Source organism: Streptomyces sp. NPDC093018 (assembly GCF_040684035.1).
Classification (GTDB): Bacteria; Actinomycetota; Actinomycetes; order Streptomycetales; family Streptomycetaceae; genus Streptomyces; species Streptomyces murinus.
On record NZ_JBFBFF010000012.1, the window covers coordinates 135522 to 150583 of the forward strand.

Annotated in this window: 7 protein-coding genes; all 7 read left to right on the forward strand. The window is 72.4% G+C overall.

The features are described from left to right. The first annotated feature begins 327 nt into the window (after positions 1–327). A complete protein-coding gene (locus AB0N90_RS25385) occupies positions 328–1548 on the forward strand; it encodes an ATP-grasp domain-containing protein (RefSeq protein ID WP_365200258.1) in 1221 nt (406 codons plus the stop codon). An 80-nt stretch (positions 1549–1628) separates the two neighbouring features. Then, positions 1629–2873 carry a radical SAM protein gene (locus AB0N90_RS25390; RefSeq protein ID WP_365200259.1) on the forward strand — a complete coding sequence of 415 codons (1245 nt, stop codon included), beginning with the start codon at positions 1629–1631 and terminating at the stop codon, positions 2871–2873. Positions 2874–2954: 81 nt separating this feature from the next. After that, complete coding sequence (locus tag AB0N90_RS25395; RefSeq protein ID WP_365200262.1) at positions 2955–4175, forward strand: ATP-dependent carboxylate-amine ligase; 1221 nt, start codon at positions 2955–2957, stop codon at positions 4173–4175. Continuing rightward, positions 4172–5044 carry a sulfurtransferase gene (locus AB0N90_RS25400; RefSeq protein ID WP_365200263.1) on the forward strand — a complete coding sequence of 291 codons (873 nt, stop codon included), beginning with the start codon at positions 4172–4174 and terminating at the stop codon, positions 5042–5044. The genes AB0N90_RS25395 and AB0N90_RS25400 overlap by 4 nt, the downstream gene beginning before the upstream one ends. Further along, a complete protein-coding gene (locus AB0N90_RS25405) occupies positions 5041–6300 on the forward strand; it encodes an MFS transporter (RefSeq protein WP_365200265.1) in 1260 nt (419 codons plus the stop codon). The genes AB0N90_RS25400 and AB0N90_RS25405 overlap by 4 nt, the downstream gene beginning before the upstream one ends. Further along, complete coding sequence (gene metC, locus AB0N90_RS25410) at positions 6297–7508, forward strand: cystathionine beta-lyase (protein WP_365200268.1); 1212 nt, start codon at positions 6297–6299, stop codon at positions 7506–7508. The genes AB0N90_RS25405 and metC overlap by 4 nt, the downstream gene beginning before the upstream one ends. A gap of 142 nt (positions 7509–7650) precedes the next feature. Beyond that, the gene (locus tag AB0N90_RS25415) at positions 7651–15030 is read left to right on the forward strand and encodes an amino acid adenylation domain-containing protein (RefSeq protein ID WP_365200271.1); all 7380 of its coding nucleotides are present in this window, start codon (positions 7651–7653) and stop codon (positions 15028–15030) included. The last annotated feature ends 32 nt before the right edge of the window (positions 15031–15062 follow it).

Sequence of the window (15062 nt, forward strand, 5' to 3'; positions counted from 1 at the left end):
CTCCGCGCCCTGGAATTTGACCGGAAACCGCCGCCGCTCCCCATGTCGTACTGCGGTTTTGTGAACGCAATGTAAAAACGTGGCCGGGAAGTTGGCCGAAACGAGCACAGGGTGAACGGGGGCGAACACGGAGCGCGAGTGATCGGCCGCTCGTACAAATCCTCGGGCGGGACCTGGGGACATGGACCGAAGTCCGGGTCGGAGCAGGTCACAGCGGTGAATTCGACTCAGCGCGACACCTGTTGACATTCGGCGAGGGCGCTTGCGATCGTCATGCTCGCCGCGCCGCTTCGAACGAGCGGTCGGCAAGGGGACGGGGGAGGAAAAGTGGACGCAGTGGGGGCGGGCGGCGGCCCGGAGGGGGACTGTCCGGGTACGGACGGTGCGCCCACGCTGGTGATCGTCGGAGCCAATCCGACCGTGGCACGGGCCGCGGAGACGCTGCCCGGCACGCTCATCCACGTCCAGCGGCCCGGCGCACCCGAACTCGACCCCGGCACCCGGGTCCTGACCGCCGACTTCCAGGACCTGCCCGCCTTCCTGGCCTTCACCGACGAGGTGCTGCGGCCGCTGCGGCCCACCGCCGTCGTGTCCCTCACCGAGTTCGGTCTGGAGCCGGCCGCGCTGGCCGCCCGCCGGCTCGGCGTCACCGGCGTCGACCCGGCCGTCGTCCGCGTCACCCGTGACAAGCTGGAGATGCGGCGCGTCCTCGAAGGCAAGGCCCCGCATCTGAACCCGGCCTTCGCGGCGGGCGACGACGCGGCGGCGGTGGCCCGGCTGTTCGCCGCCCATGGCCGGGCGGTGGCCAAGCCGGTCGACGGTGTCGGCAGCACCGCCATCGCCCTGGTGGACGACCTCGACGCCCTCCCCGCGGACCGCCGTACGGCCGCGACCTTGGTCGAACAGTTCGCCGAGGGGCGGGAGTTCAGCGTCGAGGCCCTCTCGGCCGGCGGCCGGCACACCGTGATCGGCATCGCCGAGAAGGGCACCACCGACGGCTTCGTCGAGGTGAGCCACATGATGCCGCCGCCCTCCCTTGACCAGGGCCGCCAGGAGCTGGTCGCCCGCGCGGTCGGCGAGCTGCTCGACGCCCTCGGCGTCACCGACGGCCCCAGCCACACCGAGGTCAAGGTCGACGGCGACAAGATCATCGTGATCGAGACGCACACCCGGCTCGGCGGCGACGGCATCGCGGACCTGGTCCGCCTCACCACCGGCGTCGACTGGCGTCACGCCGCCCTCGGCTGGGCGATCGACGCGGGGATCCGCCGGACCCCCGCCACGGCCGCCGCTGCCGCCACCGTCTTCCTCACCGCCCCTGCCGGACGGGTGACGGCCGTCGCGCCGCGCCCCGTCCTCACCCGGGGCGAGGTCCGGACCTGGGACCTCGCCGTCCGGCCCGGAGCCGCGGTCCGGCCGCTGCGCTCCTCCACCGACCGGCTCGGCATGGCGGTCGTGACCGCCGCCGACACCGACTCCTGCGCGGCAGCCGTCGCGGAACTGACCGCCCTCCCGGTGGTCGTCACCACGCCCGAGCCGCACCTCTGACGAGAACACCGCTCCATCTCTCGTCCACTTCACCGACGAACCCGTCACTTCCCTGACGACGACACGATGCCGGGGGGCACATGTCCGCCCAGAACCACCCCATTTCCTATGATTTCCACGGCGATGTTCCGTTCTCCACGCCGTTCAAGGACATCAAGCCCGAGGACATCCACCTCTATCTCGACCTCGACACCAAGGTCGGCCGCAACACCTGCGGCCAGAAGTGCGCGCACTGCTGGTTCGTGAACTACGAGAAGGTGTACGACAAGTCGTTCGCGATGGAGGAGGGCCCCCGCATCCTGGCGGGCCTGCGCGCGCACGGCTACCAGGTCTACCCCCGCTACGTGGACAGCTTCGCCTACGACGGCGCGTTCATGAGCCTGTACGGCACCGCCAACAACCGTGAGTTCCGGCAGGAGTCGGACCACACGCCGACCGCCACCATGGAGAAGGGCGACGCCTGGACCAGCGGCCGCCCGCTGCTCGCCGACAACTGGCGCGACCTCCTCGACCTGGCCGTCGAGAACGGCTACGGCACCGTCTCCATCACCTACCACGGTGTGATCGACGAGAACCTTGAGGTCACCGACCACAAGACGTACCCGATCAAGGGCGTCTTCTCCGGCGCGGACACCGAGGAGGTGCTGCGCCGCATCGCCGAGTACAACCAGGACGTCGCTCCCGAGGACGCCTTCCGCGTCAACATCGGTGTCACCGTCGGCCGTCACAACCACGGCCGCACCTCGCTGGAGCGCTACGCCCACTACTTCAACAAGCTGGGCGTGGCCACCGTACGGTTCAACAACTTCACCGACCACGGCAACCGGCACCCCGAACTGCGCCTGTCCCGCGAGGAGATCGAGCAGGCGTACCGCGACTTCAAGTGGGTGCACGAGACGATCCCGCTGGGCTTCCAGCTCGGCGTCAGCGAGGACTTCGGCACCTTCGGCATCAAGGCCATGGGCTTCCCCGGCCATGTCGGCTGGTGCCGGGCCGGCCGCCAGCTGTTCGCCGCGATCCCGGCAGCGGAGGAAATCCTCTCCGACGGACCCGAGGGCCGCCGCGAGAAGATCGGCGATGTCGTCGGCTGCGTCAACACCTTCGAGCCGCACCTGGGCATCCTGACCCGAACCGTCACCCACGGCGAGACGGGCGAACAGGTCGCGTACGACGTGGAGTTCGACCAGGACGAGATCGAGGCCTTCACCGCCAAGCGGCTCTCCGGCACGTACAAGGACGGCTGCTTCGCCACCGAGCTGTCCGAGGAACTCGGTCTGATCTCCCGGGTTCCGGAGCGGCGCCGGCTGCCGCTCCTGACCGATTGAGCGCCTGACCGACCGAGCGCCCTGACCGGTTCCGTGCCCTGATCGGTTCCGTGCCCTGATCGCAGAGAAAGTACCGCCCCGATGCGTCACATCCTCGTCTTCGCCAAGACGCCCTACACCAAGACCCCGTACGACCAGTGGCTGGCAGGCACCGGGATCGTCCCGGTCCTCGTGACCCCGCGCGAGTACGCGCAGGGGTACTCCCATCTGCCGCATGTGCACGCCTTCGACGCCTACGACACCAACCAGCTGGTCGAGAAGACCGCGCTGCGCCTGGCCCGCGCGTTCGATGTCGAGGCGGTCTTCGCCCGCGCCGAGGCGGACATCGTACGGGCCGCCCGGCTGCGGGAGTTGCTCGGTCTGAAGGGGCAGCACACCGCGAGCGCGCTCGCGTTCCGCGACAAGGTGGTCATGAAGGACCACCTCGCCCACGGACCCGTCGAGATACCCGCCTACCGGCAGGTCGAATCGGCGTACACGATCCTCGGCTTCGTCGCGGAGCACGGCTTCCCGGTCGTGATCAAGCCGGTCTCCGAGTCGGGCTCGCTGGGCGCGGCGATCATCCGCGACGAGCCGGAACTGGACGCGTATCTGGCCGACCCATGGCGCGGGACCAGCGAGATCGAGGTGTTCGTACCCGGGCAGATGTACCACGTGGACGGGCTGGTGGCCGATGGCGAGGTGGTCTTCGTGCACCCCTTCCGCTATCTCCACGACTGCCTGTCCTTCCGGGACGACGACTGGGTGGCCAACCTTCCGCTCACCCGGTCGGATCCGCTGTACGACCGGCTGGTCGAGGCGGCGCGGGCGGTCATCGCCGAGCTGCCGACGCCGCCCGCGACCGCGTTCCACGCCGAGTTCTGGATCACGCCCGACGACCGGCTGGTGTTCTGCGAGATCGCCAGTCGCACCGGCGGCGGCATGATCAGCGGGATGGTCCGGCACGCGTTCGGCATCGACCTGGACAAGGAGTGGCTGTACGCCGAGTGCGGCCTGCCCGCCACGATCGGCGTCCCCGTGTACCGCCCCGCCGGAGCGCTGTGCATCCCGCCGCGGCACGGGCTGCTGGAGCGGCTGCCGTCGGCCGCCGACGGACAGCCGGAGTGCGTCCGTGAGGAGATGCTGACCGGGGCGGTGGGCCAGGAGTTCCACGGCGGGGTCAAGTCCGGCCTGTTCCTGGCCGGTTATGTCGTCGACGGGGACACCGAGGAGGAGGTGGCCGCGCATCTCGAACGCGTGGCCACCTGGTTCTCCGACAACTCCCGGTGGCGGCCCGCCCTTTCCGGTGGAGGTGCCGCGTGAGCGCGCCGACGCCCCCGGAGAGTTCCCTTTCCGGCGTCCCCGGTCCGGTCGTCGGGGCCGACTGGGTGGCCGGGCGGCTCGGGGCGGGCCTGGTCCTCTTCGACGCCTCGGTCGGTTCGAAGCGGGGCGGCGCCGCGCGCCTCCCCGGGGCCCGCCCCTTCGACCTCGACGGCGAACTGTCCGATCACTCCTCCCCCGTGCCGCACACCATGCCCGGCGCCGAGCGGTTCACCGAGGCACTGCGGGCGCTCGGCGTCAGCGACACGGACACGGTCGTGGTCTACGACGCGCAGGGCGTCTACTCCAGCGCCCGCGCCTGGTGGATGCTGCGCGCGATGGGCTTCGACCGGGTCGCCGTCCTCGACGGGGGCCTGCCCGCCTGGGCCGCCGCGGGCCATCCGGTGGAGGCCGTGCCCGCCGCCTACGACGGTCCGCGCGGCACCTTCACCGCACGACCCAGGCCCGGTCTGATCGTGGACGCCGACACCGTCGCCGAGGCGCTCGCCGATCCGGGTGCCGCCGTGCTCGACGCGCGGACACGGGAGCGGTACGCCGGTATCGCGCCCGAGCCGCGGCCGGGGCTGCGCGGTGGCCATATGCCGGGCTCGGTCAACCTCCCGTTCGGTGAACTCCTGGGTGATGAGGGCCACTTGGCACCGCCGGACGCGCTGCGCAAGGCGCTGAAGGCGGTGGCCGGGGACCGGGAGCGGCTGTACTTCAGCTGCGGCTCCGGGGTCACCGCCTGCGTCCTCGCGCTCGGCGCCACCGTGGCCGGCTACCGCGAACTCGCGGTGTACGACGGCTCGTGGAGCGAGTGGGGGCTGCCCTCGGAGCGCCCCGTGGCCACCGGCGGGAGCGGTTCGCCGTGAGCCGCGGACCTCGCGCGCGACTCGGCGCGAAATACCGGACGTTCACCGGGCTGCCGGCCGCGCTCAAGTCCCTGATCATCCTGTCGTTCGTGGTCGCGCTGGGCAGTTACATGGTCACCCCGTTCATCGGGGTGCTCATGGTCGAGGCGGTCCACCTGGACGTCCGGGTCGCCGGGGTCCTGGTGGCCGTCGCCACCTTCATCCAGTTCGGCGGCAGCATCCTGGGCGGCGCGGTCGTGGACCGGCTCGGGCTCAAGCGGACCATGGTCCTCGCGCTCACCGTGCGTACGGCCGGTCTGGTGCTGCTCGGGCTGGCGGTGCGGGTGCCGTGGGTGGCGTACCCGGCCGTCGTGCTGGTGGCGGGCGGCCCCGCACTGTATCTCCCGGCGAACAAGGCGTACATCGTCACCAGCGTCTCCGACGAACTGCGCCCGCTGTTCCTCGGGGTGAGCAGCGCGGCCCTCAACGCGGGCATGGGCCTTGGGCCGTTGCTCGCCGCGCTGCTGGTCGACGCCGATCCGATGCTGCTGCTGATCGGCCTCGCCGGGCTGTTCGCCCTGATCACCGTGGCCCACCAGATCACATTGAAGCAGGTCGAACGCCGTTCGGCGGCCGGGCCGTCGACGGCCGGGGAGAAGGCGTCCACCCGCAAGTGGGCGGCACTTCGGGGCGCGTTGCGCCCGGTCCTGTTCACCGCCGTCGCCTACTACCTCTACTTCTTCTTCCAGAGCTTCATGGGCCTGTACGCGGCCGAGGTGTCGAACATCCAGGCGCTCGGCTGGGTGATGCTGCTCAACTGCGCCATGGTGGTGGTGCTCCAGCCGCCGCTCGCCGACCGCATCGCACGGGCCGACTACCGGCTGCTGGTCGCCGGTTCGTTCGCCCTGATGGCGCTCGGCACGGCGGCCATGTCCCTCGGCCACACCCCGGCGCTGCTCGCGGGCACCGCGCTGTTCACGATGGGTGAGATCTTCCTCTTCCTGCGCTGCGATCTGGAACTCGTGGAACTGCTGCCGCGCAACGCCGCGTTCGCCTTCGGTGTCCAGCGGCTGACGGGCGGGGTCGGCGGGCTGCTCGCCGGTGTCGTCGGCGGCTTCGTGTTCGCGCACTACAAGGCGAGCGGTGCACCGGGCACGTTCTGGCTGGTGGTCGGCGCCCAGTGCGCGATCGCCGCGCTGCTCGCCCTGGCGCTGAGCGGCCGCAGGCAGTCCGCGGTGCCCGAACAGGCCCTGTCCGAAGCGGCGGTGGGCCGGTGAAGGAACCCCTCGCCTCCCCCGAGACCCGGTACGTGCACGCGGGTGCGGACCCGCGCCGCCAGAGCGGCTATGTGAACCCGCCCGTCCACCACGCCTCCACGGTCCTCTACCGGGACACGGCCGAGATGGCGGCCTCCCAGGCCGACCCGCTCAAGCGGGGCGGCCCGGTCTACGGCCGTTTCGGCACACCGACCAGCCGCGCCTTCGAGGAGGCACTGACCGAACTGGAGGGCGGGCACGCGGCGGTGGCGACCTGCTCCGGCCTCGCGGCGATCACCACGGCGATCCTCGCGTACGTCCGGGCCGGCGACCACATCCTCGTCAGCGACTCCGTGTACCTGCCGACCCGCAGGTTCTGCGACTCGCTCGCCGCGCTCGGCGTGGAGACGGAGTACTACCGCCCGGACGCCCCGGCCGCCGCGATCGAGTCCCTGATCCGCCCCGGCACCCGTCTGCTCTACCTCGAATCCCCGGGCTCCACCACGTTCGAGGTGCAGGACATACCGGGGATCACCGCCGTCTGCCGGGCCCGCGGGGTGGTCACCCTCGCGGACAACACCTGGGCCACACCCGCGTTCTGCCGTCCGCTGCGGCTGGGCGCCGGGGTGGACGCGGTGGTGCACTCCGCGACCAAGTATCTGACGGGGCACGCGGACAGCATTCTCGGCGCGATCGTGTGCACCGAGGACAGCTACCCCCTCGTCCGGGGCGCGGCCATCCGTCTCGGCCAGTGCGCCGGCGCCGACGACGTCTACCTGGGGCTGCGCGGTCTGCGCACCCTCGGCGTACGGCTGGACCGGCATCACGAGCAGGGCCTGGAGCTGGCCCGCTGGCTCGCCGGGCGGGAGGAGGTGGCCGCCGTACTCCACCCGGGGCTGCCCGGGGACCCCGGACACCGGCTGTGGCGCCGGGACTTCACGGGCGCCGCCGCACTGTTCGGCGTGGAGCTGGCGCGGGGCTTCACCAAGCCGGCCGTCGACGCTTTGCTCGACCGGCTGCGCCTCTTCGGTCTCGGGCACAGCTACGGCGGCTACGAGAGTCTGGTCGTCCCCGCGGACCCCGTCTCCCATCGTCTGCCGGGCACTTGGGCCGGGCGGGGGCCACTGATCCGGGTGCATGTCGGGTTCGAGGGCCTGGCGGATCTCCGGCGGGATCTGGCGGCGGGCTTCGAGGCGTTGCGCTCCGGAGGCGCCCCCGTCGAATCCTGATCCGCGCAATGCCGTGTCACGTGAATCCGGGACCGGCAGATCGGGACTTATCTCCATCCCGTCCCGCGCCTAGCGTTGATCTCGCCAACCAGTGGGATCAGTGCCGCACGTCCGGAAAGGCGTGGCGGTCGAGGGAGTCGACTTGGCCACTCACGTCACGGCCGAAGCATTCACCGAGCCGGCGATCAGCGTGTTCCGCGCCTCGCGGGCCCAGCAACGGATGTATTTCCTCCAGGAGATGGAGGAGGGCAGGCCGACGTATCACATGCCGGTCTTCTGCGCGCTCGACGGCGCCGTGGATGCCGAGGTGCTCCGCTCGTGCGCCCAGGGCCTGCTGGACCGGCACGAGGCGCTGCGGACCCGGTTCGTGCTGGACGAAGGGGAGTTGACACAGCACATCGACGCCTCCGCGCGGCTCGACTGGTCGGTCGCGGAGGAGCACGGCGGCGGCGACGCCGAGCGCTGGATGGACGCCCAGCACCACAGGCCCTTCGATCTGGCGGCCGGTCCGCTCTTCCGGGCCGCGCTGCTGCGGCGGGAAAAGGGTGCCGTACTCGCCCTGGGAATGCACCACATCGTCGGTGACGGGTGGTCGGCGGGGCTGCTGCTCAAGGAGCTGCTCACCGATTACGCGGCCCGCACCGGCGCGGCCGATGCACCCGGGGGCGGCGCGTTCGAGCCGGCGGAGCCCGAGTTCCAGTACGCCGATTTCTCCGAATGGCAGGAGGAATGGCTGAGCGGTCCGGCCGCCGAACGCCAGCTCGCCTACTGGGCCGATCAGTTGGGCGGCGAACTGCCCTCCGCGGGACTGCCGACGGACCGCAGGCCGGGCGGGGAGCTGCTGCCCCGTGCCGCGGCCCTCCATGAGGCGGCGGTCCCCGGGGACGTCCTGGAGCGGCTGAACCGGCTCTGCCGGGAGACCGACAGCACCCTCTACACGACCATGCTGGCGGCCTTCCAGATCGTCCTTTGCCGCTACACGGGCGGCGAGGACATCCTGGTCGGCACGCCCGTGGCCAACCGCAACCGCAGGGAGTTCGAGGACACCGTCGGGCTGTTCGTCAACACCCTCGTGATCCGCTCCGACCTCTCCGACGACCCCCGCTTCCGCGATCACCTCAAGCGGCTGCGGGACACCGTCGCGGACGCCCAGGACCACCAGGACCTGCCCTTCGAGCGGATCGTCGAGCACCTCAACCCCGAGCGCACCACCGACCGCGCCCCCCTCTTCGACGTCGTGTTCGGCTTCCAGGACGAGGCGGAGACCACCGCGGCGCTGCCCGGCCCGCGCGCCCGGCTGCTCGAAGGCCCCGCCGGAAGCGCCAAGTTCGACCTCACCTTCGATGTCGTACGGGGCGAGGACGGAGTGCGCTGCCGACTGGAGTACCGCGCCGATCTGTTCGAGGCCGCCACCGTCGAGCGGTTCACCCGGCACTATCTGCGCCTGCTGGCCGCGGCCGTCGCGGACCCCGAGCTGCCCGTCAGCCGGCTCCCCATGCTCAGCGACGAGGAGCGTCACCCGCTCGTCTCCGCCCTGCCCGAAGGGGCCGCGGAGGTCGCCGGGCGCTGCGCCCACGAGGTGTTCGCCGAGCACGCCGCCCGCACCCCCGACGCCATCGCCGTAACCGACGGCTCACGAGCGCTCAGCTACGGCGAACTCGACCGCAGGGCCAATCAGTTGGCGCACCGGCTGCGCGCCCTCGGGGTCGGACCCGACACCCTGGTGGGCCTGTGCGCGCCGCGCTCCGCCGAGCTGATGGTCGGCCTGCTGGGCATCCTCAAGGCGGGCGGCGCCTACCTTCCGCTCGACCCGGACAACCCGCCGGAGCGGCTGCGGCACATCATCGGCGACGCCGGGCTGCGCCATGTCGTCGGCACCACCGCCACCCGTCCGCTGTGGGAGGCCGCGGCCGCGCACGCGGTCGATCTGACGGCCGACGCGGACCGGCTCGCCGAACTGCCGGGCACCGCACCGGACAGCGGGGTGACGCCCGAGCATCTCGCCTATGTCATCTACACCTCCGGCTCCACCGGACGGCCCAAGGGCACCCTGGTGCCGCACCGCAACATCACCCGGCTGTTCTCCGCCACCCACCACTGGTTCGGCTTCGGCCCCGAGGACGTGTGGACGCTGTTCCACTCCATCGCCTTCGACTTCTCCGTCTGGGAGTTGTGGGGCGCGCTGCTGCACGGCGGACGGCTCGTCGTGGTGCCGTACGAGACCAGCCGGTCCCCGGAGGAGTTCCACCGCCTGCTGTGCGACCAGGCGGTCACCGTGCTCAACCAGACCCCGTCCGCCTTCCACCAGCTCGACCGCGTGGACGCCCAGCGTGCGGCTGAGCCGTCCGGTGAACTCGCGCTGCGGTATGTGGTGTTCGGCGGCGAGGCCCTCGATGTCGGGGCGCTCACCGGCTGGTTCGAGCGGCACGGCGACAGCACGCCCCGGCTGGTCAACATGTACGGCATCACCGAGACCACGGTGCATGTCACCTACCGCCCGCTGACCGCCCGGGACGCGGCACAGGGGCGGGGCAGCGTCATCGGGGTGCCCATCCCCGACCTGCGGCTGCATCTGCTGGACCGGCACGGGGACCCGGTCCCGCGCGGCGCCGCCGGTGAGCTGTACGTCGCCGGGGCAGGTCTCGCCCGGGGCTATCTCAACCGCCCGGAACTGACCGCGGAGCGCTTTCCCACCGCGCCCTGCGGGGAGCGCCTGTACCGGACCGGCGACCTGGCACGGCTGCGGGCCGACGGCGAGCTGGAATACCTCGGCCGCATCGACGACCAGGTCAAGCTGCGGGGCTTTCGCATCGAGCTCGGCGAGATCGAGGCGGCGCTCACCGCGCACCCCGCCATCGGCGCCGCCGTCGCCCGTGTCGTCCCGGACGCCACCGGGACCCCCGTACTGGCCGGCTATGTCGTACCGGCCGCCGAGAACCCCGCCGAGAACCCCACGACGGACGGCACCGGAACGGATGGCTCCGGCACGGACGGCACCCGCACGGAAGGCTCCGCCCCGGTCGGCCTGACGGTGGACGGCCTCCGCGCCCATCTGGCGGCCCGGCTGCCCGCGTACATGATCCCCGGCGCCCTTGTCACCCTCCCCGCGCTTCCCCTCACCGCCAACGGCAAGGTCGACCGGCGCGCGCTGCCGGTGCCGGGCACGGCGACGGGCGCGCTGGCGCCCGGATCGGCGTACGAACCGCCGAGCGGGCCCGTCGAGAGCGCCCTCGCGGAGATCTGGCAGGAGGTGCTCGGGCATGAGCGGGTCGGCGCCCTCGACAACTACTTCGCGCTGGGCGGCGACTCCATCCGCTCCCTCCAGGTGCTGGCGCGCGCCCGGGACCGCGGGCTGCGCTTCGGCGTCGTGGACCTCATGCGACACCAGACCGTGCGCGGCCTGGCCGAGGCCGTCGCCCAGGAGCCGGGCGCGGCGGAGGAGACGCCGTCGTACGAGCCGTTCTCGCTGCTCACCGAGGCGGACCGGGCCGCGCTCCCGGACGGGCTCGACGACGCCTACCCGATGACCCGGCTCCAGGCCGGGATGCTCTTCCACAGCGATCTCCCGGCCGCCGCGGGGCGCGTCTACCACAACGTCTCCGCCTACCATGTGCAGGCGCCCTGGTCCGAGGCCGCCTGGCGGCAGACCGTCGCCGAGGCCGCCGTCCGGCACGAGATGCTGCGCACCTCCTTCGATCTGCACGGCTTCGGCGAACCCCTCCAGTTCGTGCACCGCGACGCCCGCCCCGAGATCACCTTCGAGGATCTGCGCGGGCTCGACGACGCGGCACGGGAGGCGGCCGTCGCCCGGCATTACGAGGCCGAGCGCACCCGCCCGTTCGTCTGGGACCGGGCGCCGCTGATCCGCTTCCATGTGCAGCGCCGCTCCGACACCGCCTTCCAGCTCTTCATCGCGGAACACCACGCGATCGTGGACGGCTGGAGCGAACGCTCACTGTTCACCGAACTCAGTGCGCGGTACGTCCGCCTGTGCGCCGGAGCGGACGCCCCGGCGCCCGCCCCCGCGCCGCGCTCCCGCTTCGCCACCTTCGTCGCGCTCGAACGCGCCGCCCTCGCCGATCCGGCGCACCGCTCCTTCTGGGCCGGGCAGACGGCCGGCGCCACCGTGACCCGGCTGCCCCGCACCGGCCCCGCGGGCGCCGCGCCGCGGATGTCCTGGCACCATGAGCCGCTCCCCGCCGACCTGCACGAACGCCTCACCGCGCGCGCCGCCGAGCTGGGTGTGCCGCTGCGCACCGTCCTGCTCGCCACGCATGTCCGGGTCATGGCGCTGATGGGCGGCAGCGACGAGATCACCACCGGTGTGGTCCACAACGGGCGCGCGGAGGAGCCGGACGGCGACAAGGTCGTCGGCGTGTTCCTCAACACGCTGCCCTTCCGCGTCGCCCTCGCCGCCGGGAGCTGGCGGGAGTTCGTGCGGCGCGTCGCGGACCTGGAGGTCCCCGTCCACGAGCACCGGCGCTTCCCGCTCGCGGAGATCGTGCGCACCGGCGGTGGCAGCGCGCCCTTCGAGACGTTCTTCAACTACACCCACTTCCACGTCGAGCAGGCGGGCCCCGCCGACGGCGCGTTCACCGTGCTGGACGAGATCGGTGAGGCCGACACGGACTTCGCGTTCGGCGCGGAGTTCTCCCGCAGCCCCGACGGGCGGCTGCTCGAACTCGGGCTGCGCTACGACGCCGCCCGCTTCCCCGCCGAACGGATGGCCGCGGTCCACGCCTCGTACACGGCGGCACTGCGGGCCCTCGCCGACACCCCGGACCGGGACTGCCTGGCGGCCGACCTGCTTCCGGTGGCGGACCGGCAACGGTACGCGGAGTGGAACAGCACGGAGAAGCGGTACGAAGAGCCGCATGTGCTCACCGAATTGATCGAGCGTCAGGTCCGGGCGACTCCGGATGCCGTCGCCGTCCGTTTCGAGGGCGGCGAGCTGAGTTACCGGGCGCTCGACGCGGCGGCGGAGCGGCTGGCCGTACGGCTGCGGGAGCGGGGCGCCGGTCCTGGCGCGTTCGTCGGGTTGCTCCTTGAGCGGTCCCGCACGCTGCCGGTCGTCCTGCTCGCCGTGCTCAAGTGCGGTGCCGCGTATGTGCCGTTGGACCCGGAGCATCCCGAGCAGCGGGTGCGGTCCCTGCTGGCCGAGGCGGGGATCGGGCTGGTCGTCGCCGACGAAGGCCGGGGCGCCCGGCTGCGGGACGCCGGGGTGAGTGTCGTCGTACCGGGTGAACCGAGCACCGTGCCGGGCAAGTCGGACGTCGTACCGGAGCGGCCGGCGGACGGTCCGGGCACCGCCGTAGCGGTCGCAACCCCCGACGACCCCGCGTACATGATCTTCACCTCGGGTTCCACCGGTACCCCCAAGGGTGTCGTGGTGTCCCATCGGGCCATCGCCAACCGGCTGTTGTGGATGCAGGACGCGTACGGGCTGGTCCCCGGCGAACGGGTGCTCCAGAAGACGCCGTACACGTTCGACGTGTCGGTGTGGGAGCTGTTCTGGCCGCTGCTCACCGGGGCGACGCTCGTCCTCGCCCGGCCCGGCGGGCAGCGCGACCCCGGCTATCTGGCCGGGCTCGTGCGGAGCGAGCGGATCAGCACCGTGCACTTCGTGCCGTCGATGCTGGCCGTGTTCCTGGACGACCCGGGCGCGGTCGCCGGAGCCGCCGGGCTCACCCGGGTCGTGTGCAGCGGCGAGGCCCTGCCCGCCGACGTGCGCAACCGGTTCTTCGAGCTGCTGCCCGGGGTGGAGCTGCACAACCTCTACGGTCCGACCGAGGCGGCCGTCGATGTGACGGCCTGGCGGTGCGCGCCCGGCGACGGAGACACGGTGCCCATCGGGCGGCCCATCGCCAATATGCGCACCCATGTCCTGGACGCCCGTCTGGCCGAGGTCCCGCTGGGCGTCACCGGCGAGCTGTACCTGGAGGGCGTCGGGCTGGCGCTCGGGTACCACGGCCGACCGGAGCTGACCGCCGAGCGGTTCGTGCGGCACACCGGCGCCGACGGGGTCACCCGCCGCCTCTACCGCACGGGTGACCTGGCCCGGCACCGGCCGGACGGCGCCCTGGAGTACGCCGGCCGCACCGACCACCAGATGAAGATCCGCGGCTTCCGGGTGGAGCCCGGAGAGATCGAGGCGGTGCTCGGCGAGCACCCGGCGGTGCGCGGCTGTGCCGTGCTGCTGCGCGGGGAGCGGCTGGTCGCGTATGTGGTGACGGCCGACGACGGCGCCGACGCGACCGGCACAGACACCCGCACGGCCACGGACACCGGTACCGAGGAGTTGGTCCGGCATGCCCGGGCCCTGCTTCCCGACCACATGGTCCCCTCGGCGTGGGTCCTGCTGGACGCCCTGCCGCTCACCCCCAACGGCAAGCTCGACCGCGCTGCGCTGCCCGCGCCGGATCCGGCGGGCACGCTGCGCCAGAGCCCGCCCGAGCCGCCCCGCGACGCGACGGAGGCCCGGATCGCCGGGATCTGGGAACAGCTCCTCGGCACCGGACCGGTCGGCGTCCACGACGACTTCTTCGCCTGTGGCGGCCACTCCATCGACGCCCTGCGCCTCATCGGCCGCCTCAACGACGCGTTCGACGAACGGCTTTCGGTCTCCACCGTGCTGGAACGTCCGACCGTCGCGGGCCAGGCGGAGGTGCTGCGCGCCCACCGGCCGCCGACCGGCCCGGACACGGTCGTCCGCATCCGCCCGGACGGCGATCTGGACCCGCTCTTCCTCGTCCACCCCATCGGCGGCCAGGTCCTGTGCTACCGCGACCTCGCGGCCGAACTGGACGCCGGACGCCCGGTGTTCGGACTCACCGCACCGGGCTTGACGGGCCCGGTACCCGACGGGGACGACCGCACCCCGGCGACCGTCGAGGAACTCGCCGCCGCACACCTCGCCGCGCTGCGCCAGGTAAGGCCCGAGGGCCCGTACCACCTGGCCGGCTGGTCCTTCGGCGGGCTGCTCGCCTATGAGATGGCCCACCAGCTGCGCGCCGCCGGGGAACACGTCGGCACGCTCACGCTGCTGGACACGGCCTACCCCGGGACGGTCGACGTCCCCGACGACGACGTGTCCCTGCTGGAGTGGTTCCACGACGACCTCGCGCGCTCCTCGGGCACGGACCCCGGTCCGGACGCCCGTGCCGCGCTGCGCGCCGAACTGCTCGCGGCGGCCGGCACCCCGGCCCGGCTGCGGGTCGTGGCGGCCCATCTCCCGGACACGGGACCGGACTTCGAGGACCTGGTCCGGCACTACACCGTCTTCCGCACCGGGCTGCTCGCCACCGTCCGCTACCGGCCGCCCGTCGCGCCGGGCCCCGTGCACTTCCACCAGAGCCTGACCGGCGCCGAGATCGGCTCGGCGCAGCGATGGGCCGACCGGGTCCCGGACGGTCTGATCCGGTACGACGCGGACGCCGACCACTACCAACTGGTGCGGCCTCCGCGGGTGTTCGCCGTGGCCACCGCCCTCGGCGCCGCCCTGGCCGCGGCCGACCACCGCTGACCCCTCCCTGCCCCGCCCGCGGAAGGCGCCCA